The organism is Prosthecodimorpha hirschii, assembly GCF_001305515.1.
In the GTDB taxonomy this organism is placed as follows: Bacteria; Pseudomonadota; Alphaproteobacteria; order Rhizobiales; family Ancalomicrobiaceae; genus Prosthecodimorpha; species Prosthecodimorpha hirschii.
In genome coordinates, this window is record NZ_LJYW01000001.1 from 4795552 (window position 1) to 4815627 (window position 20076).

At 69.1% G+C, this 20076-nt stretch carries 18 protein-coding genes and 1 tRNA gene; 7 read left to right on the forward strand and 12 right to left on the reverse strand.

Annotated features, from left to right (window positions below; genetic code table 11):
* Positions 1 to 58 precede the first annotated feature (58 nt).
* Positions 59 to 1486: a class I adenylate-forming enzyme family protein gene (locus ABB55_RS21105; RefSeq protein WP_054360574.1), complete on the reverse strand. Its 1428-nt coding sequence runs from the start codon at positions 1484 to 1486 to the stop codon at positions 59 to 61.
* A 76-nt stretch (positions 1487 to 1562) separates the two neighbouring features.
* On the opposite strand from ABB55_RS21105, the gene ABB55_RS21110 reads away from it, so the two are divergent.
* Entirely contained in the window at positions 1563 to 2864 is a 1302-nt protein-coding gene (locus ABB55_RS21110; RefSeq protein ID WP_160321285.1) for an MFS transporter, read from the forward strand.
* A gap of 122 nt (positions 2865 to 2986) precedes the next feature.
* Complete coding sequence (locus ABB55_RS21115; protein ID WP_054360576.1) at positions 2987 to 3688, forward strand: outer membrane protein; 702 nt, start codon at positions 2987 to 2989, stop codon at positions 3686 to 3688.
* A 113-nt stretch (positions 3689 to 3801) separates the two neighbouring features.
* Here the strand turns inward: ABB55_RS21115 and flbD are convergent, their stop codons facing one another.
* The 8 genes from flbD to ABB55_RS21155 all read right to left on the reverse strand — a co-directional run bounded on the left by flbD (position 3802) and on the right by ABB55_RS21155 (position 12557).
* Positions 3802 to 5181, reverse strand: coding sequence for a sigma-54-dependent transcriptional regulator FlbD (gene flbD, locus ABB55_RS21120; RefSeq protein WP_054360577.1), 1380 nt, complete (start codon positions 5179 to 5181; stop codon positions 3802 to 3804).
* A 23-nt stretch (positions 5182 to 5204) separates the two neighbouring features.
* Positions 5205 to 5504, reverse strand: coding sequence for a flagellar motor switch protein FliN (fliN, locus tag ABB55_RS21125; RefSeq protein ID WP_244472192.1), 300 nt, complete (start codon positions 5502 to 5504; stop codon positions 5205 to 5207).
* Between the two features lie 39 nt (positions 5505 to 5543).
* The gene (locus ABB55_RS21130) at positions 5544 to 6227 is read right to left on the reverse strand and encodes a FliH/SctL family protein (protein ID WP_054360579.1); all 684 of its coding nucleotides are present in this window, start codon (positions 6225 to 6227) and stop codon (positions 5544 to 5546) included.
* Positions 6228 to 6243: 16 nt separating this feature from the next.
* Entirely contained in the window at positions 6244 to 7332 is a 1089-nt protein-coding gene (fliG, locus tag ABB55_RS21135; RefSeq protein ID WP_083463813.1) for a flagellar motor switch protein FliG, read from the reverse strand.
* Between the two features lie 7 nt (positions 7333 to 7339).
* Positions 7340 to 9067: a flagellar basal-body MS-ring/collar protein FliF gene (gene fliF / locus ABB55_RS21140; RefSeq protein WP_083463814.1), complete on the reverse strand. Its 1728-nt coding sequence runs from the start codon at positions 9065 to 9067 to the stop codon at positions 7340 to 7342.
* A gap of 327 nt (positions 9068 to 9394) precedes the next feature.
* Positions 9395 to 9670: a CtrA inhibitor SciP gene (gene sciP / locus ABB55_RS21145; protein WP_054360580.1), complete on the reverse strand. Its 276-nt coding sequence runs from the start codon at positions 9668 to 9670 to the stop codon at positions 9395 to 9397.
* A 160-nt stretch (positions 9671 to 9830) separates the two neighbouring features.
* Positions 9831 to 10496 carry a flagellar hook assembly protein FlgD gene (locus ABB55_RS21150; RefSeq protein WP_054360581.1) on the reverse strand — a complete coding sequence of 222 codons (666 nt, stop codon included), beginning with the start codon at positions 10494 to 10496 and terminating at the stop codon, positions 9831 to 9833.
* Positions 10497 to 10724: 228 nt separating this feature from the next.
* Entirely contained in the window at positions 10725 to 12557 is a 1833-nt protein-coding gene (locus ABB55_RS21155; RefSeq protein WP_054360582.1) for a flagellar hook-length control protein FliK, read from the reverse strand.
* Positions 12558 to 12937: 380 nt separating this feature from the next.
* Between ABB55_RS21155 and mnmA the strand changes: the two genes are divergently transcribed.
* From mnmA to ABB55_RS21180, 5 genes are all read left to right on the forward strand, one after another.
* Positions 12938 to 14131 (forward strand): tRNA 2-thiouridine(34) synthase MnmA, encoded by a 1194-nt coding sequence (gene mnmA / locus ABB55_RS21160; RefSeq protein ID WP_054360583.1) that lies wholly within the window; start codon positions 12938 to 12940, stop codon positions 14129 to 14131.
* 24 nt (positions 14132 to 14155) lie between these two features.
* Positions 14156 to 14872 carry a class I SAM-dependent methyltransferase gene (locus ABB55_RS21165; RefSeq protein ID WP_244472089.1) on the forward strand — a complete coding sequence of 239 codons (717 nt, stop codon included), beginning with the start codon at positions 14156 to 14158 and terminating at the stop codon, positions 14870 to 14872.
* Between the two features lie 160 nt (positions 14873 to 15032).
* A tRNA-Met gene (locus ABB55_RS21170) sits at positions 15033 to 15109 on the forward strand.
* A gap of 345 nt (positions 15110 to 15454) precedes the next feature.
* Positions 15455 to 15802, forward strand: coding sequence for a DMT family protein (locus tag ABB55_RS21175; protein ID WP_054360585.1), 348 nt, complete (start codon positions 15455 to 15457; stop codon positions 15800 to 15802).
* A gap of 5 nt (positions 15803 to 15807) precedes the next feature.
* Complete coding sequence (locus ABB55_RS21180) at positions 15808 to 17040, forward strand: MFS transporter (RefSeq protein ID WP_054360586.1); 1233 nt, start codon at positions 15808 to 15810, stop codon at positions 17038 to 17040.
* A 63-nt stretch (positions 17041 to 17103) separates the two neighbouring features.
* Here ABB55_RS21180 and ABB55_RS21185 read toward each other — a convergent pair whose 3' ends face one another.
* The 3 genes from ABB55_RS21185 to ABB55_RS21195 form a co-directional block, all read right to left on the reverse strand.
* Entirely contained in the window at positions 17104 to 18438 is a 1335-nt protein-coding gene (locus ABB55_RS21185) for a globin-coupled sensor protein (RefSeq protein ID WP_054362215.1), read from the reverse strand.
* Positions 18439 to 19224: 786 nt separating this feature from the next.
* Positions 19225 to 19704 carry a copper chaperone PCu(A)C gene (locus ABB55_RS21190; RefSeq protein ID WP_054360587.1) on the reverse strand — a complete coding sequence of 160 codons (480 nt, stop codon included), beginning with the start codon at positions 19702 to 19704 and terminating at the stop codon, positions 19225 to 19227.
* A gap of 77 nt (positions 19705 to 19781) precedes the next feature.
* Complete coding sequence (locus ABB55_RS21195; RefSeq protein ID WP_054360588.1) at positions 19782 to 20027, reverse strand: hypothetical protein; 246 nt, start codon at positions 20025 to 20027, stop codon at positions 19782 to 19784.
* Between the last annotated feature and the right edge of the window lie 49 nt (positions 20028 to 20076).

Consider the following 20076-nt stretch of genomic DNA (forward strand, 5'->3'; position numbering starts at 1 on the left):
ACGGTGGTGTCACGGGCTGACGTAGCGGTCAACGGTCCGGATGCGACCGCGCCGTCGCTCAGGTGGCGGTCTCGATCAGCGCACGCACCGCCTCCCGGGCGATCTTGCCGGCAGGCCCGCGCGGGATGGCGTCGACCCGGTGGAAGCGGGCGATCGGCGCGCCGGTGACGGTGCGGTCGGCCCATTGCTTCAGGAGGAACGGATCGAAGCGGCCCTCGACCACGACCAGCGCCACGGCCTCGGCCGGGGCGGAGGGCGAGGCCCGGTACATGCCGACGGCGACGTCGCGCACGCCCGGGCCGGCGCGAAGCTCCTGCTCGATCTCTTCGGGCGCGGCCTTGGCGCCGCCGGCGGTGATCAGATGGTCGGTCCGCCCCGACAGAACCAGGATGCCGTCCGGGTCGATGCGACCGACATCGCCGGGATAGTGCCAGCCGTCCCGGAAGCCGCCGGAGGCCGGATCGGCCCCGCCATGGGGCCGGCCGAGGCTGCCGCTGCGCACGCGCAGGATGCCCTCGCGGCCGGCGGCGAGCGGACGGTCCTGGTCGTCGACCACCTCGATCGCCGCGAAGGGCGCGACGAAGCCGACCGCCCCGGACAGCCCGCGCATGCGCGCGATCGGCCCGTAGGCCGTGCAGCCGGCCTCGGTCGAACCATACTGGACGCAGGCATTCGGGGTCAGGTGGGTGCGGACCTGGTCCATCAGGGCGGCGGTCGCGTAGCTGCCGCCGAAATGGAAACAGCGCAGCGCATCGAGCGGGGCGGGGCGCTTCAGCTGCTCGGCGACCAGGACTTCGGTCCAGCGCGTCGAGGCGATCACGGCGTCGATGCGGAACAATTGCAGCATCTGCATCGCCTCGGCGGCATCGGCGGCGAAATAGACCGTGCGGCCGCAGGATAGCGCCATCAACGCCGTGCCGAAGGCGAAGTGGGTGGTGATGCCGAGCAGGATCATCAGCCGTTCCCAGCCGACATAGTCCATGGCGGTCTGCCAGGCGGCCTGGCGCACCCGGAACGCGTTGAGGTCGATGCCGACCAGCTTCGGCCGCCCGGTCGTGCCGGAGGATGAGGCGACGCGGCAGATCATGTCCGGCGCGAAGGGGGCGGCGGGCCGCTCGGCGGCCAGGGCGAACCAGCGCTCGTCCATGCGCAGGCAGCGGATCTGCGTCTTGTCGGCCACATCGGCGCGCGTGACGATCGCGTCGAAGGCGAGGCCGAAACTCCGCGCATCGTCGAGCGCGTTGAGCGGCACGCTGGTCGCCCCGATATGGGCGAGCGCGCAGGCCAGGATCAGGTTCCAGCTCGGCAGGTCGACCAGCACGCCGACCACCGCGCCGCGCCCGAGGCCGGCCTCGCCGAGCACCGCCGCGACGGCATGGATGCCGCGCGCCATCATGCCGTAGGTGACGACCCGGTCCATCAGCACGATGGCGGGCTTCTCCGGCCAGAGCCGCGCATTGAACAGCACATGATCGTGGAATGACATTCCGTCGGCTCCGCACGGTCTCGACGGGGCAGACATGGCCTGCTACCTGCTCGACCGTCAACCGAGGGAGATGGCGGTGAGCCGCAACGCCGCGCCGCAGGGCGTCACGCCGCTGGATGCCGCCCTGCACGGGGCCGGCCGGCACATCCTGCCGTGGTGCCTGCTGGCCTTCCTGTTCTGCTTCCTCGACCGGATCAATGTCGGCTATGCCAGCCTGACCATGAACGCCGATCTGGGCCTCGGCCCGGCCGCCTTCGGCTTCGGCTCCTCGATCTTCTATCTCGGCTATATCGGCTTCGAACTGCCGTCCAACGCCGCCTTCAACCGCTTCGGCGCGCGCCTCTGGCTCGGCCGGATCATGCTGACCTGGGGGCTGGTCTCCGCCGGCATGGCCTTCGTGCAGGGTGAGACCAGCTTCTACGTCATGCGCTTCCTGCTCGGCGCGGCCGAGGCGGGCTTCATTCCGGGCATCATGCTCTACCTGCGCGGCTGGTTCCCGGACAGCCGGCTCGGCCGGGCGACGGGGCTGTGCTTCCTGGCGATCCCACTGGCCAGCGTCATTGGCGGCCCGCTCGCCGTCGCGCTGTTCCAACTCGACGGCGTCATGGGCCTGCGCGGCTGGCAGTGGATGTTCCTGATCGAGGCGGCGCCGTCGCTGCTGATCGGGCTCGTCTATATCCTGATGCTGCCGGACGGTCCGGACGACGCGGCGTTCCTTGCCGCCGCCGAGCGGGCTGCGCTGGCCGAGGCGATGCGGCGCGAGGCGGCCGGGCGCGCCGGGCTCGGCTTCTGGGCCTCGATCTCGAACCCCTATGTGATCCTGCTCGGCGTGATCAACATGGGCGTGCTGGCGCCCAACATGACGCTGACGCTGTGGCTGCCGCAGATCCTCAAGGCGCAGGGCTTCACCACGACGCAGACCGGCTTCGTCGCCAGCATCCCCTATCTGGCCGGCATGCTCGGCATGCTGATCTGGCCGCGCCTGTCGGACCGGCTCGGCAACCGCATCGGCATGGCGGCGGGCGCGCTGGCCATCGCCGCCTCGGGGGTGGCGGCAGCGGCCTTCGTGAGCGATCCCTGGCTGAAGGTCGCCTGCTTCACCGTCGCCGCCTTCGGCACCTATGGCGGCAATCCGACCTTCTGGACCCTGCCGGCGCGCGTCTTCGGCGGGTCCGGCGCGGGCGCCGGTCTCGCCATGGTCAGTTGCATCGGCACGCTGTCCTCGGCCTTCGGCCCCTGGACGGTCGGCTGGATCAAGCAGGCGACCGGCAGCTTCGATGCCGGGCTCTACTTGATCGCTGCGGTCACGGCGACCGGCTGCCTGCTGACCGCCGCGCTGCCGGCCGCCCGCCGGCACCTCTTGGCGCGGACGCCATAGCGCCGCCCTGGCTGTGACCTCCCGGACATAGTGGCCGCGGTCGGGTTGTGGTACTTGAAGACGTTGAATTCGGTCCTGCGCGCGCTTGCAGGCCGCTTCGCGATTCCGGGGGGAAATCGTCCATGGCCATCGATCGTCTTGCCGCCTCCGCCGTGATCGTGCTGGCGACCGCCGGCGTCGCCGCGGCGCAGGGCGCACCGGCCTATAACTGGAGCGGCTTCTATGTCGGCGTCGGCGCCGGCTACGGCTGGAACAACGCCAAATGGACCGAGACCGACGCGATCGGGATGCTCGGCGAAAAGGGCAGTAAGCTCAACGGCTCCGGCTTCTCGCTGAGCGGCTACGCCGGCTACAATTTCCTGGTCTCGCCGATGGTCCTGATCGGCGGCGAAGTCGACCTCGGCACGCTGTCCGGCGGCGCCTCGAAGCGTTCGCCGTCCCAGATGCAGTACAAGGCGGACGGCAACTGGATCGGCAGCATCAGCGGCCGCGCCGGTCTCGCCTTCGACCGCGTCCTGGTGTTCGGCCGCGCCGGCCTGGCTTTCTCGGATCAGGAACAGTCGATTCGCGATGCCGGTTTCGGGCTGCCCTGGTCCTGGCGGCGCAAGTCCGACAGCGGTGTGGTCGTCGGCGCCGGTGCGGAATATGCGGTCACCGGCAATGTGGTGCTGCGCCTCGACGGCTCCTGGTACGATTTCGGCAGCGGCAAGGCGGCCAACACGACCTCGAAGTCGCTCGGCAGCTATGGCGGGTCGCAGGCCTATTCGCACAAGGCCAGCAACGACAATTTCACCGCCCGCGCCGGCATCGCCTACAAGTTCTGATCCGGCCGGGACGGGTACTTTCTTCTGGCTATCCGCGAGCGCGGAAATCGAAAAGGCCCGGTCACGTTGCCGGGCCTTTTGCATTGTGGGGGGCGACCGGGGAGGGGCCCCGCTCAGGCGACGTCGCGCGCCTCGCCCTGGCCGGGCGGCGGCACGGCATGGCCCTCTTCGGCATACTCCTTGAGCTTGTTGCGCATGGTGCGGATCGAGATGCCGAGGATGTTGGCGGCGTGGGTGCGGTTGCCGAAGCAATGGTCGAGCGTCGACAGGATCAGGTCGCGCTCCACATCGGCCACCGTCCGGCCGACCAGCGCGCGCGTCACCGCCTCGGCGGTCTCGGCCGCCCGGGCCACGGTCCGGTCGAGGTCCGGGCGCTCGGGCGCGCCCATCAGCTCGCCGTCCGGCGTCAGGATGGCGTCCGGGCCGATCTCGTCGCCGGCGGCGACCAGAACGGCGCGGTGCATGCAGTTCTCGAGCTCGCGGACATTGCCCGGCCAGCGCGCGCGCATCAGCTGCCGGCGCGCCTCGGCGCCGATCGCCTTCGGCTTCAGCCCGTTCACCTTGGCGTATTTCTCGGCGAAATGTTCGGCGAGCGCGATCACGTCCGCCGGCCGCTCGCGCAGGGGCGGGATCTTCAGGTTGACGACGTTCAGCCGGTAGAGCAGGTCCTCGCGGAAGGTGCCCTTGCGCACCTCGTCGGCGAGCGTGCGGTTGGAGGTCGCCAGGATGCGGATGTTGACCGGCACCGGCCGAGCGCCGCCGACCCGGTCGATCAGCCGCTCCTGGATGGCGCGCAGCAGCTTGGCCTGCAGGCGCAGGTCCATCTCGGAGATCTCGTCGAGCAGCAGCGTGCCGCCGTCGGCCTCCTCGAACTTGCCGATGCGCCGGGCGATCGCCCCCGTGAAGGCACCCTTCTCGTGGCCGAACAATTCGCTTTCGAGCAGCTGCTCGGGGATGGCGGCGCAGTTGACCGCGATGAACGGCTTGTCGGCGCGGTTCGATTTGCGGTGCACGTGGCGGGCGAGCACCTCCTTGCCGGTGCCGCTCTCGCCGGTGATCAGGATCGAGGCTTCCGAGGCGGCGACCTGGTCGGCCAGGCGCAGCACGCGCGCCATGGCGTCGTCGCGCACGATCAGGTCGCGGCTTTCCTCGGCGACGGCGGCCAGCACCGCGGCGATCAGCTCGGGATCGGGCGGCAGCGGGATATATTCCTTGGCGCCGGCGCGGATCGCCTCGACCGCCGCCCGGGCATTGGTGGTCGTGCCGCAGGCGACCACCGGCACGTGGATCAGCTCCTGCTCCAGCCGCCGGATCAGGTCGCCGATATTCAGCGCCACGTCGATCATGATCAGATCGGCACCGCGGCCGGAGCGCAGCGTCTTCAGCGCGGTTTCGACCGAGTCGGCATGGACCACGGAGGCACCGCGGTCCATCGCCATGCGCGAGGCGACGGCGAGCTGCCCTCCCAGCGTTCCGACGATCAGCAGTCTCATGGCTCAGCCCTCCGGCGCGCGGCTCAGCGCTCGCCCTTGATGATTTCGGTCATGGTCACGCCGAGCCGGTCCTCGACCAGGACGACCTCGCCGCGCGCGACCAGACGGTTGTTGACGTAGATGTCGATCGCCTCGCCGACCTTGCGGTCGAGCTCCAGAACGGTGCCGCTGGTCATCCGCAGCAGGTCGGAGACCTGCATCCGCGCCTGTCCGAGCACGGCCGACACTTTGACCGGGACGTCGAACACCGCCTCCAGTTCGGCCGCGCTGCGGGCGATCACCGGTTCGTCGTTGAGTGCGCTCTGGCGGGCTGGGTTGCCCATCTCGTCGAGCGCGATTCCCTCGTTCGGGCCGGCCATGGCTCAGGTCCTCCCGCCGTTTTCGGCGGCCGCCGCGGCATCGCGGGCGGCGAAATAGCGTGCGACGGCGTCGTCGACGGCAGCCTCCAGGGCCGCCCCGTCGCGGATGATGCCGCCGTCGGCCCATTCGATCCGGCAGTCGCCGCGCCGGACATCCGGCTCGCCCAGGATGACGATGCGGCCGTCGAAGCCGTTCTCGCGGGCGATCCGGTCGACCTCGGCGCGGATCTGTTCGGCATGTTCGGGCGCGAGCCGCAGCACCATGTGGGGCGCCTTGCGCAACGGGCCGAGGCATTCGGCCAGCACCGCGCGAATGGCCGCGGTCGGCTCGCGGTCGATCAGCCCGGCGCTGAGCTTGCGCGCGGCGGCGAGCGCCAGATCGATCGCCTGCTTCTCCAGCGCGGTCCTGTCGGCATCGAGGGCGGCGAGGAGGGCGCGTGCGGAGGCGACCAGCACGGCGGCCTCCTCGGCCAGCCGCTCGGCGGCGCGCACCTCGGCGCTCTGCCGGCCCTCGATCCGGCCGGCGGCAAGCCCCGCCTCGCGGCCGCGCGCCTCTGCGGCCGCCTTTTCGGCCAGATGCAGTTCGAGATCGATCGTCGGCCGCTCGGGCACGACCTCGACCGGCTTCGGCGGCACGGGCGGCGCGGCGAAGTCCTTGTCGAACAGGAAGCGGGCGGGGGCTGCCATGCTGGTTTTCCGGTCCTCAGTAGATCAGTTCGTCGTCGCCCTTGGACTTGGTGATCATGATCTCGCCCTTGGCGGCGAGATCCTTGGCGACGTTGACCATGGTCGCCTGCGACTCGTCCACGTCGCGCAGGCGCACCGGTCCGAGCGCCTCCATGTCCTCCTTGAGCATGCCGGCGGCGCGGCTCGACATGTTGGAGAAGAAGATGTTCTTGAGGCTGTCCGAGGCGCCCTTGAGGGCGATGGCCAGCTTGTCCTTGTCGATGTTGCGCAGCAGCGTCTGGACGCCGGCGCTGTCGAGCTTGCCGAGATCCTCGAAGGTGAACATCAGCGCCTTGATCTTCTCGGCGGATTCGCGGTTGTCCTCCTCCAGCGCGGTCAGGAAGCGGGCTTCCGTCTGGCGGTCGAAGGAGTTGAAGATCTCCGCCATCAGTTCGTGCGCATCGCGCCGGGAGGTATGGCTGAGGTTGGACATGAACTCGATGCGCAGGGTCTGCTCGACCTTGTCGAGCACCTCCTTCTGCACCGCCTCCATCTTCAGCATGCGGTTGACGACTTCGAGGGAGAATTCTTCCGGCAGGATCGCCAGCACGCGGCCGGCATGGTCGGAGCGGATCTTGGACAGGACCAGCGCGACGGTCTGCGGGTATTCGTTCTTCAGGTAGTTGGCGAGCACGTTCTCCTGCACGTTGGAGAGCTTCTCCCACATGTTGCGGCCGGCCGGTCCGCGAATCTCTTCGAGGATCTGGTTGACCCGGTCCGGCGGCAGGAAGGACAGCAGGATCCGCTCGGTCGAATCGAGATTGCCGGTCAGCGAGCCCTTCGACGAGATGCGGGTGACGAAGTCGACGAAGAGATTTTCCAGCATCTCCGGCGTGACCGGGCCGAGCTTGGCCATGGCCTGCGAGATCTGGCGGATCTCCAGTTCGTCGAGCCGCTTCCAGACCTCCCGGCCGTGTTCCTCGCCGAGCGCCAGCAGGAGCACGGCGGCGCGCTCGGCGCCGGCCAGTTCCCGGTAGCGTTCGTTGGTGCTGACCTGCAGCGCGGCGACGCCGGTGGCGCGCTGGGCCAGCGTGGCGGGCGGTGGGGTGGGAGCGGGTGCGGCCATCGCGGGTTCAGCCCTCCATCAGCCAGCCGCGGATCAGCGCCGTGGCTTCGGCCGGATGCTCGACGATCAGTTCGCCGACCTTCTGGATCGAGGTGGCATGCATGGCGCCGAGCGCCTTGGCCTGCTCGAGCTTCTGCAGGTTCATGTTCTCGGGCAGGGGCACCCCGGCGGCCTGTCCGTCCGGACCGACCGTTCCGGCGGTGACCGGCACCGGCTTGCCGTCGGCGCCGATGACATGGCCCGGCAGGGTGACCTGCAGGACGGTCGAGCCCGGCTCGCCCGAGAGTGCCGCCGTGGTGCCGAGGGCGGCCACGCCGTTGCCGGCAGCGGCCTGGGCGGCGGTCGGATCGACCATGCGCTTGATCAGAGGACGGACGGCGAAGAGCAGGACCAGGATGGTCATCAGGAACAGGATGCCCAGCTCGATCAGGCGCAGGATGTCGTCCTTGGTGAAGTCGATCAGCGCCATGATGCCGGTCTTGGCCTGCGCCTCCAGCGGCAGCGAGGCCGGGGCCTCGGCGAAGCGCAGGTTGACCACTTCGACCTGGTCGCCGCGCTTCTGGTCGAAGCCGACCGAAGAGCGGACCAGGGCGGAGATGCGGTCGAGATCCGGCTGGCTGCGCGGCTGGTAGGTGACCTCGCCGTTCTGTCCGGCGGCATAGACGCCGTCGACCAGCACGGCGACCGAGATGCGCTTGATCCGGCCGGCCTCCAGGACCTCGGTCCGCGTGGTCTTGGAGATCTCGTAGTTGACCAGTTCCTCGGAACTGTTGGTCGCATCGCGGCCGGCGGCGCCGTTCTGCTGCTGGGAGCCCGGCAGCTGGTTGCCGACCGAGACGGCCTTGTCGCCGGTCGCCGAGCTGGAATTCTCTTCCTTGGTCTGGGTCGAGCGGACCACCTGGCCGTTCGGATCGAAGGTGTCCGAGGTCTGCGTGACGCGGTTGAAATCGAGTTCGGCGGAGACGCGGACGCGGGCGCGCCCCTGGCCGACGATCGATCCGACGATCGATTCGATCTGGGTTTCCATGCGGCGCTCGTAGCCGGCGGTCCGCTCCTGCAGGGAGGCCGCGACGGTGCCCTGCGGGTCTTCCTCCTGGCCGCCGCCGAGCAGGGTGCCCTTCTCGTCGACGATCGAGACGCGGAACGGCTTCAGGCCCTCCACGGCCGAGGCGACCAGGTGCTGGATCGACCGGATCTGCTGGGCTTCGAGCGTCCCGCGCAGCTTCAGCACGATCGAGGCGGAGGGCATCGCCTTCTCGCGCTGGAACAGTTGCCGTTCGGGGATGACCAGGTGCACGCGCGCGGCCTGGACCCGGTCGATGGCCCGGATGGTGCGCGCCAGTTCGCCTTCCAGGGCGCGCAGATGGTTGATGTTCTGGACGAAGCTGGTGGTGCCGAGCGCGTCCGACTTGTCGAAGATCTCGTAGCCGACCGAACCGCCGGCCGGGATGCCTTTTTCGGCCAGCTTCATGCGCAGCCGCAGCAGAGTCTCCTTGGGGACCAGGATCTGGGCGCCGTCCTGGCGCAGTTCGTAGGGGACCGCGCCGGCCTCCAGTTCCTTCACGATCGACGCGGAATCCTGGACCGAGAGGTCCGAATAGAGCGGCGCCATCACCGGCTGGGTCGCCCGCATGATGATGAAGCCGAAAAAGCCGACGAGCAGGGCCGTGACCACCGCCATGGCGGCGAGGCGGGCAGGTCCGAGGGTCTTGAGGAACTCGACGGCGCCGTTCACGGGGGTTCTTGTCCGAGGTCGGAGGGGGCAGCGGCGGCGCCGGATCCCCCGTGTGGGGCGCGGGGGGCCCGACGCCGAACCGCTGGGCAAGAATTTCCCAGTGGATGGTAAACGTCTGGTTAACAAGGGTCCCGTTGCGGCACGCCCGGTGCAGAAATGACGGCAATTTCGTTAACCGCCGGTTCGGCGACCGTGCGGAAATTGCCGGCCGCCCTTAAGCTCCCGGAAACGCACCCGGCCGGGCCAACGGCGGAGCCGACGGGCGAACGAAAAAGGCCGGGCTGCGGGCCCGGCCTTCAGGAAATTCGGCATCGTTCGCGAGGATCGCTACTGGCGGTAGTGCTGGATGCGCGTGGTCCTCAGACCGGCTAGCCCGTGGCGGTCGATCGACTGCTGCCAGGCGATGAATTCTTCGACCGTCAAAGTATAGCGGTTGCACGCCTCCTCAAGCGAGAGGAGCCCGCCGCGAACCGCAGCGACCACTTCGGCCTTGCGGCGGATGACCCAGCGCTTGGTATCGGTCGGCGGCAGGTCGGCGATCGTCAGGGGGCTGCCGTCCGGCCCGATGACGTATTTCACTCGCGGTCTAACCTGATCGGTCATCGTACTCTCACAAACACACTCGATGCGACCACATCGATTGAGAGCGTAAGCGCGACCGCCTTAAAATATGGCTAAGCGATGACCGACACTTCGACTGGATTGAGATGAACATCTTCGGCAATGCGCCCCGGCCGGTCCCGGCAAGGGCTTGGCGGGCCTGTCAGTTCGCCGCGGTGACCGATTTCACCGACCAGACCGAGATGCTCATGCCGTCGATCAGCAGGTAGGGTTGACCGGAAGTAAAATCGAGCGCCGTCACCTTGCCGGTGACTTCCGCGCTCGGCTTCACGGCATTGCCGGCGGAATCCTTGGCGTCGAAGGAAATCGTGTAGGTGCCGTCCGGCGCGGCGGTCCCGTCGGTCTTCTTACCGTTCCAGACGAATTCCTGGACGCCGCTGGTGAAGCTCTTCTGCTGCGAATAGACGACGGCGCCGGCCTCGTTCTTCACCGTCACGGTCGCCGAGGCCGCCTTCGGCATGGAGAAGCTCCACTTGGCCTGACCGCCCTGCAGCGTGGTCTTGCTCGAATCCGCCGTCACGGTCGTGCCGACATAGTTGACCAGCTGCGTGGCGTTGGCGATCGCCAGGGCGCTCTTCATGTCCTCGAGGTTGGTGTTCATCTTGATCTGCTGCTCGATGGACGAATACTGGACCAGCTGTTGGGTGAACTGGTTGGCGTCCATCGGCTGGGTCGGATCCTGGTGTCTGAGCTGCGTGGTCAGCAGAGTCAGGAACATGGTGTAGTTGGACGACAGCCGGGTCTGGTCCGCGGTCGAGGCGGAATTGCTGCTGGTGCCGGGTGCCGTCGAGATGCCGGAAATGGCCATGATGCGTTTCCTTCGCTAGTGGTCAAAATCTGACATTTGCGCTCCGCGAATGTCAGATTGAATTGACCACGCAATCAAAGAGTGAGTGGTTCGGATCCAAGAGGCGGATGGGAACCATCCGTCTCGAACGGACCACGGGGGGCGGCGAACTTCGGTCGAGCCGCCACAACCGCATGCGATGACTGAAGGACGGGTCGATCCTCGCGCCGGCCGGCGGCCGGCACCGGATCAGACGCTGAGATCGATACCGCCGGCGCGCTCCGGCCGGCGGTAGGGCAGGGCGGCCGGGAGGGCGATCTCCTCGTCCGGCGCCTGCACGGCATCGCCCCGGCGATCGGCGCCATAGGGATTGCGCCAGCCGTCGCCTCCGGGCTGGCCGCCGTCCTGGCGCAGCGAGAAGCTGACGCCGTTGTCGGCGAGCTTCATGCCGCTCTGCTCCAGGCTGCGCTCAAGCCCGCGCTGATCGCGCAGCATCATGTCGAGCGTCTCGGCCCGTTCGACGACCAGATGGGCGCGAACCTCGCCGTCGGTGCCGATCTGCATGCGGATGTCGACCTTGCCGAGTTCCGGCGGATCGAGGCGGATCTCGAGGCGCTTGTCGCTGCGGGCGGCGGCACCCTGCACGGCGGCGGCGACCTGTTCGGCCGGTGCGCCGCGGGCGGTATCGGCGCCGCCTGGAGCCGTCGCGGCGAGGCCGTCCGGTCCCTTTCCGGAGCCGTTGGTCGCGGCGGCGGCCGGGTTGGCGCCCGGGGCGGCGGTGGCATCGATGGCCGGTCCGTCGGCATCCCGGTCGCCGCCGTCCCGATCGGCTGCGTCCCGATGCGCATGCCCGGCCGCCTCGGCAGCGCCGGGGCCGGCCGCGATCCGCGCGGTTGCGGGCTGCGGCGCGGCCGGATCGACCGCCTTGCCATCCGGACCCTGCTCGGCCGGTTCGGTGCCGGCCTTGAGCCCGTCCGACATCCGATGCCCGGCCTTCGCCGCCGACTTTCCGGTCGCGGCGCCGGCATCTGCCATGGCGGCGGTCGCACCGAGGGACTTTCCGGACGCTTCCGGTGCGGCCGTCGCGTCGCCGCCCTTCGTGGCGCCCGCCGGTCCGGTCGCGGTGGACGCCGCACCCCCGGACGAAGACGGCGCGGCGGCCTCCGGTGCCGGACCGGCGGCGGAGGCGGGCGTCGCGCCGTCCGCGCCGGGGCCGGTGGCCGCAGCCGCAGCCGCAGCGCCGGACGCGGCTCCAGGCGTGGCCCCTGGGGCGAGGCTGCGAATGGTGATGCGTCCCAACCCGGGCGGCAGGCCCGGTGCGGCGGCCGCGGCGGCTGCCGCTTGGGCTGCGGTGGGCGCCTGACGGTCTCCTGCGGCGGCGGATGCGTCCGCCCCGGTCGAGGCGCCGGACGGCGGCGCCAAGCCGTCTGCCGATGTCGCCGCCTCGTCGACGCCGAGCGCCGCCATCAGGGCGGCGAAACTGGCGGCCGGAACCACGGCGCCGTTCGGTGTCGGTGTCGATCCGGCATTGCCGGCCGCGGCCGGGCCGGCGCCAGCCGCGCCCATACCACCGGGGCCCACGCCACCAGCGCCCGTGCCGGCAGGGCCGAGGCCGCTGGGATTTGCGGCGCCGGCATCCTGGCCGCCGGCCGGCGGGATCGCCGCTCCGCCGTTGGCCGCGTCGCCGATCGCCGGGGCGCCGGCCAAGGCCTTTCCGGCGTCCGCAGTCGGCGCGGGGGCAGCTTCCGGCGCGCTCCCAAGCCCGGCGAGGAAAAGGATCGGAATCGGCGCCTGGGCCTGCAGGGCGGAGGCCATCAAGCCCGCCTGGGCGGCGGCCGCCGCCGCATCGAGGGCGGGATCGTCGCCGCTGCCGGGGCGGCGCCGGGCGGTGGCGGGAAGCAGCGGCGGCGCGCCGCCCGCCTCGGCCGCAGCTGCGGCCTCCGGCGCCGAGGCGTTCAGCGAGGCTGCGAAATTCGCCATGAAATCGAGAAACAGACCATCCGCCGTCGGTCCGCCCGCGGCCATGGCGGTGGCGGGCGTTCCGGTCTGGGCACTGGCGGGAAGGAGCGAGATCGCAGCCAAGTCGGGTCTCCTCGGCCCATTTCGGGCTCACTGACGCAAGGTCCGCTGCAAGCGCGGGGCCACCGCGCCGACGGCCGATAAACGCCTGTCCCGGCAAGGCCTTATCTTCAGATTGCGATGGCGCCGCGGGACTGCCGCGCTTTCCGCCCCGGCAATTCGTGCCTGCGCAGGCAAGACCTGCCGCCCGGCCCCTTTCCGGCTGGTGCCGGGTTTGGCTATAGTCCGGCCGTTGCGGCCCGGCCCGGGCCGCCCCACATCAGCTGCGGGCCGCCCACCCATCGGCAGGCCAGATCGCCCGTTCATTGGACAATGCGACCCGCAACCGGGCCGCCGGTCATCCGGCGCGCGGCGTGACGGGCGAGGAGGAGAGAGGACCGCCCATGTTTCCTGAGCTCGACCTGCCGGGTCGCCGGGAGGAGAACCGCGTCGTCGTCGCGATGTCGGGCGGGGTGGATTCCTCCGTGGTGGCGGGCCTCCTGAAACGCGCCGGCTACGACGTCGTCGGCGTGACGCTGCAACTGTACGATCATGGCGAGGCCACCCATCGCAAGGGCGCCTGCTGCGCCGGCCAGGACATCCTGGACGCCCGCCGCGTCGCCGAGACGCTCGGCATTCCGCATTACGTGCTCGACTACGAGGAGCGCTTCCGCGCTGCCGTGATCGACAGCTTCGCCGAGAGCTACCTGCATGGCGAGACGCCGGTGCCCTGCGTTTCGTGCAATCAGACGGTCAAGTTCTCCGACCTGCTCGACACCGCCCGCAGTCTGGGGGCGGCGGCGCTGGCGACCGGCCATTATGTCGACAGCCGCGCGCTCGGCACCGGCCACCGCGCGCTCTATCGCCCGGTCGACGAGGATCGCGACCAGAGCTACTTCCTCTACGCCACCACGCAGGAGCAGCTCGATTTCGTGCGCTTCCCGCTCGGCAGTCTGACCAAGGCCGAGACGCGCGACCTCGCCCGCGCCTTCGGGCTCGCCGTGGCCGAGAAGCACGACAGCCAGGACATCTGCTTCGTGCCGTCGGGGCGCTATGCCGACGTGATCGAGCGGCTGAAGCCGGGGGCGGCCGAGCCGGGCGAGATCGTCCATGTCGACGGCCGCGTGCTCGGCCGGCATGCCGGCATCATCCGCTTCACCGTCGGCCAGCGCCGCGGCATCGGGGTCGCCGCCGGCGAGCCGCTCTATGTGGTCCATCTCGATTCGGAGACGCGCCGGGTGGTGGTCGGGCCGCGCGAGGCGCTGATGACACGCGAGCTTCATCTTCGTCAGGTCAATTGGATCGGAGACGGTACGATCGAGGCGATTCCCGCCACCGGCGTCGAGGTCTGGGCGAAGGTACGATCGACCCGGCCGCCGCAGCCGGCACTGTTGGCTCGGCGCGATGGCGACATCGTCGTCGAACTCGCCGACGGGGAGCATGGCGTCGCACCCGGGCAGGCCTGCGTGTTCTACGATTCGGCGGATCGTGGCGCCCGCGTGCTCGGCGGTGGAACCATCGCGCGGGTGGCGCGTAGCAGCGTCACGGCGGGTGTCGCGTCGGGCGATCGTCTCAGCACCGGCACGGCAGCCGCGTGAAGGGCCCCTATCAGCGAGAAACGCATGTCCATCCAGAACAACCGAAACACGGCCGCTGCGAAGGCCGAGGCCGCCTACGACCCGTCGATGCTCAACGGCACGCCTCGCCTCGACCAGTCCTCCGTCCTCGCCGCCTATGCGCGCTGGGCGCCCTTCTATGACTTCGTCTTCAGCCGGTCCTTCGGTTTCGGCCGCCTGTTCGGCCTCGCGCGCCGCAATGCGCTCGCCCATATCAATGCCCGCCAGGGCAGCCTCCTGGAGATCGGCGTCGGCACCGGCGTCGCGCTTGGCGACTATGCCCGCCACCTGCAGGTGACCGGCATCGATCTGTCGCCGGAGATGCTGCGCGTGGCGCGCAAGAAGGTGCGCGACGAGGGCCTGACCCATGTGGTCGACCTTCTGGAGATGGACGCCAGCCGCCTGACCTTCGCGGACGGCACCTTCGACACCGCCGCGACCATGTTCACCATCACGGTGGTGCCGCATCCGGAAGCCGTGATGGCCGAGATCGAGCGCGTGCTGAAACCCGGCGGCGAGGCCCTGATCGTGTCGCACTTCGCCTCGGAGCGCGGCTGGCGGCACGGCCTGGAGACGCTGATGACGCCGCTGACCAGCCGCCTCGGCTGGCGCCCGGATTTCCCCGTCGCCCGCCTGCTCGATCGCCCGGGCCTGCGCCATCTCGAAACCCGCTCGCTGGATCCCTTCGGCGTCTTCTCGATGGTCCGCCTGCAGCGCGTCTGAGCGGCGGCCGGACAGGGTTGGCGGGCGCCGGCAACCGACCGGCCGGGCATCGGTCGACAGACCGAATCCCGGCCCGCCAGCCTCGATCCACAGCCCGGCGGTGAAACGCCGTGCTGCCGGCTTGACACCCGCCGGGCCAGTTCCTTATATCCGCCCCGTCGGCTGGGTAGCTCAGATGGTTAGAGCGGAGGATTCATAACCCTCAGGTCGGCGGTTCGATCCCGCCCCCCGCCACCACTTCCCGTTTTGAAAATCCAACGCCGCCATGGTGTCTTTGGCCTCCATGGTGTCTTCGTATGGCGGTCGCGCGTCTTCGCCGGCATAGCCTTGGCGGCGCGCCGGTGCGCGGCTGCGATCGCGCCATTCGGTGGGCTGCGGGGCTGGGACGCCCCGCGTCGGCCTGCCGGCGTCCCGCCGCCGCGGGCCGGCGCCGGCACCTTGGCCGTCGCCTCCTGCGCACAGAGCCTTCCCTCGTCTCCGTCAGACATCACCCTTTCGAGATCAGGCAAATTCCTTCCGCGTCCGCATGGAACTTTGCGTCATGCCGGTGCGTTCTCCGCGTGATCCTGGGGGAGCCTGCGCATGTCGGAAAGAGTTCTGCCGGTCCTTCTGCTTTTCGTTTCGAATATCTTCATGACATTTGCCTGGTATGGGCACCTGAAGCACGCCAATAGGCCGCTCGTCATTGCGATTCTCGCAAGTTGGGCGATCGCATTCTTCGAGTATTGTCTTGCCGTGCCGGCCAATCGGATCGGGTATGGCGTCTACTCTGCCGTCGAGCTGAAGACCATCCAGGAGGTCGTCACACTGACGGTCTTCGCCGTCTTCTCGGTGTTCTATCTGGGCGAAGGCTTGACCGTGAACCACGTGGTCGGCTTCGCCTTCATCGCACTCGGTGCATTCTTCATTTTCAAGGGACCGCTCGGATGAGGCGTATGATCGGACTTCTGGCCGGCCCCGTCGCCGCGCCCGCATCCCTTCTGATTCTGGTCAACTTTCTCCTGGCCGATGTCCGGGACGGCCTCGGGCCCTTTCTCGGCATCTTCCTGATCGAGAAGGGCTGGACGCCGGACAAGATCGGGCTCGTCATGTCGGTCGGCGGCTTCGCCGGCATGATCGCGACCACCCCGCTCGGCATCCTGGCCGATGCCACCAAGGCCAAGCGTGCGGTCGTTGTGGTCTGCGCCGTGCTGGTCACGGCAGCATCCCTGGCGATGCTGCTCCTGCCGAGCTTCGCGGTCGTGACCGGCGCCCAGGTCGCGACCGGCATCGCCGGTGCCGCGATCGCGCCGGCCATCGCCAGCCTGACGCTGGGGATCGTCGGCCAGACCGGTCTGGCCCACCAATTGGGGCGCAACGAGGCGGCCAATCATGCCGGCAACGTGCTGGCCGCCGTGCTGGCGGGTGTGTTCGGCGCCGCCTACGGGCTGACCGCGGTCTTCGTGCTGATGGGCGGCATGGCGATCGGGTCCATCGTGGCTACCCTGGCGATCCCGCCGGGCTCGATCGATCACGCCGTCGCGCGCGGTCTCGAGCCGAATCCTGCGGGCGAGACGGGCGAGCCGCCGCGCCTCGGCGTGCTGCTGCAGTCGCGGCCGCTGGCCCTGCTCGCCGTCACGTTGGCACTGTTCCATCTGGGCAATGCCGCGCTGCTGCCGCTTCTCGGCCAGCAGGCGGCCAGCCGGGACATGGGAATGGATGCGGCCACCTACACGGCCGCCACCATCGTGATCGCGCAATTGACGATGGTCCCGATGGCCTTGGGGGCGGCACGGATGGCCGAACGGCACGGCTACTGGCTCGTGCTCGCCTGCGCGCTGTTCGCGCTGCCGATCCGGGCGCTTCTCGCCGGGATCTGGGTCGATCCCTGGGCGGTGTTGCCGGTCCAGATGCTGGACGGCGTCGGCGCCGGTCTGCTGGGCGTGGCGGTGCCGGGCCTGGTCGCCCGCATCCTGCGCGGGACCGGCCACGTCAACGCCGGTCTCGGGCTCGTCATGACGGTTCAAGGCATCGGGGCGGCCCTCAGCCCGGCCGTCGCCGGCGCCATCGCCACGCGCTACGGCTTTCCGGCGGCGTTTCTGACCCTCGGCGTGTTCGCCCTGATCGGTCTGGCGCTTTGGGCCGCCGGCCGCAGCTTCAGCGGCCTGCGCGCCGAGGGCGTGGCCTGATCCCTCGCGCCGGCGCCGGCGACACGGGTCGCGGCGGCCGGCGCGCGGACGGACGACAGAGGCTCACGCCGCCTGGGTGCGGGCGAGGAACTGCTCGATGTCGCGGTTGAGGCGGCCGAGCTGTTCCTCAAGGCTCTGGCGGGCCGTCGACACGGCATGGGACGCCGCGTCGGTGGTCGCCATGGCCTCGCCGATCGTCGACATGCCGTCGGACAGGCGGCGCGTGTTGGTCGCCGTCTCCTGAACGGTGCGGGCAATGTCGCCGGTCGCGGCCGACTGTTCCTCGACGGCGGCCGCCATCGAGGTCGAGATCTGGCTGATCTCGGCGATGGTCCGTTCGATCTCCTGGATGCGGACCGCATTCTCCTGGGTGGCGGCCTGGATGGCGCCGGCTCGGCTGGAGATCTCGGTGGTCGCCGTCGCCGTCTGTCCGGCCAGCGCCTTGACCTCCTGGGCGACGACCGCGAAGCCGCGGCCGGCCTCGCCGGCCCGTGCCGCCTCGATGGTCGCATTGAGGGCGAGCAGGTTGGTCTGGCCGGCGATGTTGGAGATCAGGTCGACCACCTCGCCGATTTCGCGGGCGCGTTCGGCCAGCCCGACCACCGCGACGCTGATCGCCTTGGCGCTCTCGGCCGCATTGCGGGCGATCGTCGCCGTGCGCATCGACTGCGCGCTGATCTCGCCGATCGAGGCCGAGAGCTCCTCCGTGGCGGCGGCGCCGGCCTGGACATTCTCGGCCGTGCGGGCGGCGGTCGCGCCGAAATCGTCGACCTGCGAGCGAGTGCGCGCCGTGACCTGGCCGAGATCGTTGGCGCTCGACCCGAGCTGCCGGTTGGCGGCGGCGGAGACTTCCAGGGTCCGCTGCACGGAGGTCGAGAATTCCGACACGGCGGCCGAGAGCTGCTCGCCCCGCCGCTGGCGATCGGCGATCAGCACGTCCTGATAGACCGAGATGGCGAAGTCCATGTCGAGCATGACGGCCGAATGCACCGCGCGCATCATCCGCGCCAGACGCTGCGGACGGAACCGGTTGGCGGCGATGAGGACATCCGAGATCGCATCCAGCACGAAGGCATAGCCGCCGATATACCAGCGCGGCTCCAGTCCGATGCGGTGGTGGACCAGACCGATGGTGCGGATGCCCTCGACATAGCTGTGGTCGAAGTCGCCGCTGAACAGGCGCTTCCAGTGACTGGACTGGAGCCCGACCAGACGCGATTGCTGCGTGCCGACCATCGAGGACAGCCGCGGTTCGGACTTCAAATGCCGATAGAAACCTTGCAGGATTTCTTCGAGCTTCGGTTCCATCACCGACCAGCAGGCGCGCATGTCGGCGCGTTGCTGGCTACCGATTCTCATGAACGCGAGGCGGGCGTCGAGATCATCGGCGTTCTGCATGACCATTGGTCCCCATACGATACATTCGCAGCGTGAGCTGCTTACCTAGAGCAATTTGATATTCGAATATTGATAAAATCCTAAAATGCAGTGAAACCACAAGGAGATGTGGTGTCTACAACGTTTCGGGATTGATTTTGAAGTCTTATATGTCCCTGCAACTTCAGTGAAATATCAAATTCAGGTTCCCGTCTCCGTGGGCCGGATGCGTGGAAACACCGATTTGGATAAATCGATTGAATTTATACTTGGCGCAGGTCAATCGCGTTGCTTCGAATGCAGAAAATTGAATATTTTGATCGAAAAAAGCCTCGTGCGATCGAAGGTCGATCAAGTGGATCGTCCTCGCAGAGCTTTCGCGATTCGTTCGGAACCTCGCGGCGGCAGGAAACGCACCGGAGAATCGTATCGTTTGCTGCGCAGAGACTTGCCGGCGTCGCGGCGGCGCCGTCAAGCCATGGCGATAAATCCAACCGTCACGGCGCCTGAGGCCTGGCGCGTGTGCGGCCGCCGGGATCGCCGGACGGCCTGGACCGCCTCCGATCGGGTGAGGGGGCCAGCACAGGACGGACCGATGCCACCCTTGGCCCCTGGGATCGCCCGCCTGCCGGGCAGCACGATCGCAGCGGGCGGCGCGGGTCGGCGCTTCGGGTCACGCCTCCCGGCAGGGGCGGCGGCACGGCTCCGGCGGATCGGTGATCCCGTTCCGACGCTTCCCGGCGTTCCGGCCGCGGGCCGCCGGAACGCGCGCGCGGGCTGCGTCCCGCGTTCCGGAACCGCCGGCCGTCAATGGCCCATATGCTTCTCGGTGCTGCCCTGGGCGCCGATCGCCTCGACCTGGAACTCGACCTGCAAGGACCCGGCCTTTTCGAAGACCAGCGTCGCCTTGACGGTCTCGCCCTGCTTGAGGGGGCGCTTCAGGTCCATCAGCATGACGTGGAAGCCGCCGGGCTTCAGTTCCACCGTCTTGCCGGGCGCGATCTCGAGCCCCTTGTCGAGCGCGCGCATCTTCATGATGCCGTCGATCACCGCCATTTCGTGGATCTCGACCCGGCCGGCGACCTCGGCGCTGCCGGCGACCAGCCGGTCGGCCGCGCTGCCGGCATTCTTGATCTTCATGAAGCCGCCGCCGACGGTCGCGCCGCCCGGCGTCGCCCGCGCCCAGGGATGGTCGATCTGCAGATCGCCGACCTTGTAGTCATGGGCGAAGGCCGGAGCGGCGATGAGCGTGGCGCCGATCAGTGCGGCGAACAGGGACTTGGTCATGACGGAACTCCTTGGGTCATGGGCAGGGGTGAGAGGGGCTGCGGGCGACAGGCCGCCCGACGCCGGGTTGCCTTCGGTTACCGAAGGCCGGTGGCGGTGACGATGACGAGACTGACCAGTGCCGACACGGCGCCGATCTCTGCAAACAGGATCACACCCGGATAGCCGAACTGGAGCGCCACGATCAGGAACAATTCGACCAGGATCGCCGCATAGCTGAGCAGCAGTTTCTCGGTTCTGCCGAACTGCTCGAAGGCCATGCGGCCGGAGGGCGGTTTCGGCGCGTCGCTGGCCGGGAGGGCGGGGCTGTCGGTCGCGATCATCCTTGGTCCTTCAGGTCCGGGGGCCGCAGCGCTGCGGGCGGCGGGGCAG

Bases quoted from the DNA above. Each gene is read 5' to 3' on its own strand.
- ABB55_RS21105 (WP_054360574.1), bottom strand. From the start codon at position 1,486: ATGTCATTCCACGATCATGTGCTGTTCAATGCGCGGCTCTGGCCGGAG.
- ABB55_RS21115 (WP_054360576.1), top strand. From the start codon at position 2,987: ATGGCCATCGATCGTCTTGCCGCCTCCGCCGTGATCGTGCTGGCGACC.
- flbD (WP_054360577.1), bottom strand. From the start codon at position 5,181: ATGAGACTGCTGATCGTCGGAACGCTGGGAGGGCAGCTCGCCGTCGCC.
- fliN (WP_244472192.1), bottom strand. From the start codon at position 5,504: ATGGGCAACCCAGCCCGCCAGAGCGCACTCAACGACGAACCGGTGATC.
- ABB55_RS21130 (WP_054360579.1), bottom strand. From the start codon at position 6,227: ATGGCAGCCCCCGCCCGCTTCCTGTTCGACAAGGACTTCGCCGCGCCG.
- fliG (WP_083463813.1), bottom strand. From the start codon at position 7,332: ATGGCCGCACCCGCTCCCACCCCACCGCCCGCCACGCTGGCCCAGCGC.
- sciP (WP_054360580.1), bottom strand. From the start codon at position 9,670: ATGACCGATCAGGTTAGACCGCGAGTGAAATACGTCATCGGGCCGGAC.
- ABB55_RS21150 (WP_054360581.1), bottom strand. From the start codon at position 10,496: ATGGCCATTTCCGGCATCTCGACGGCACCCGGCACCAGCAGCAATTCC.
- mnmA (WP_054360583.1), top strand. From the start codon at position 12,938: ATGTTTCCTGAGCTCGACCTGCCGGGTCGCCGGGAGGAGAACCGCGTC.
- ABB55_RS21165 (WP_244472089.1), top strand. From the start codon at position 14,156: ATGTCCATCCAGAACAACCGAAACACGGCCGCTGCGAAGGCCGAGGCC.
- ABB55_RS21175 (WP_054360585.1), top strand. From the start codon at position 15,455: ATGTCGGAAAGAGTTCTGCCGGTCCTTCTGCTTTTCGTTTCGAATATC.
- ABB55_RS21180 (WP_054360586.1), top strand. From the start codon at position 15,808: ATGATCGGACTTCTGGCCGGCCCCGTCGCCGCGCCCGCATCCCTTCTG.
- ABB55_RS21185 (WP_054362215.1), bottom strand. From the start codon at position 18,438: ATGCAGAACGCCGATGATCTCGACGCCCGCCTCGCGTTCATGAGAATC.
- ABB55_RS21190 (WP_054360587.1), bottom strand. From the start codon at position 19,704: ATGACCAAGTCCCTGTTCGCCGCACTGATCGGCGCCACGCTCATCGCC.
- ABB55_RS21195 (WP_054360588.1), bottom strand. From the start codon at position 20,027: ATGATCGCGACCGACAGCCCCGCCCTCCCGGCCAGCGACGCGCCGAAA.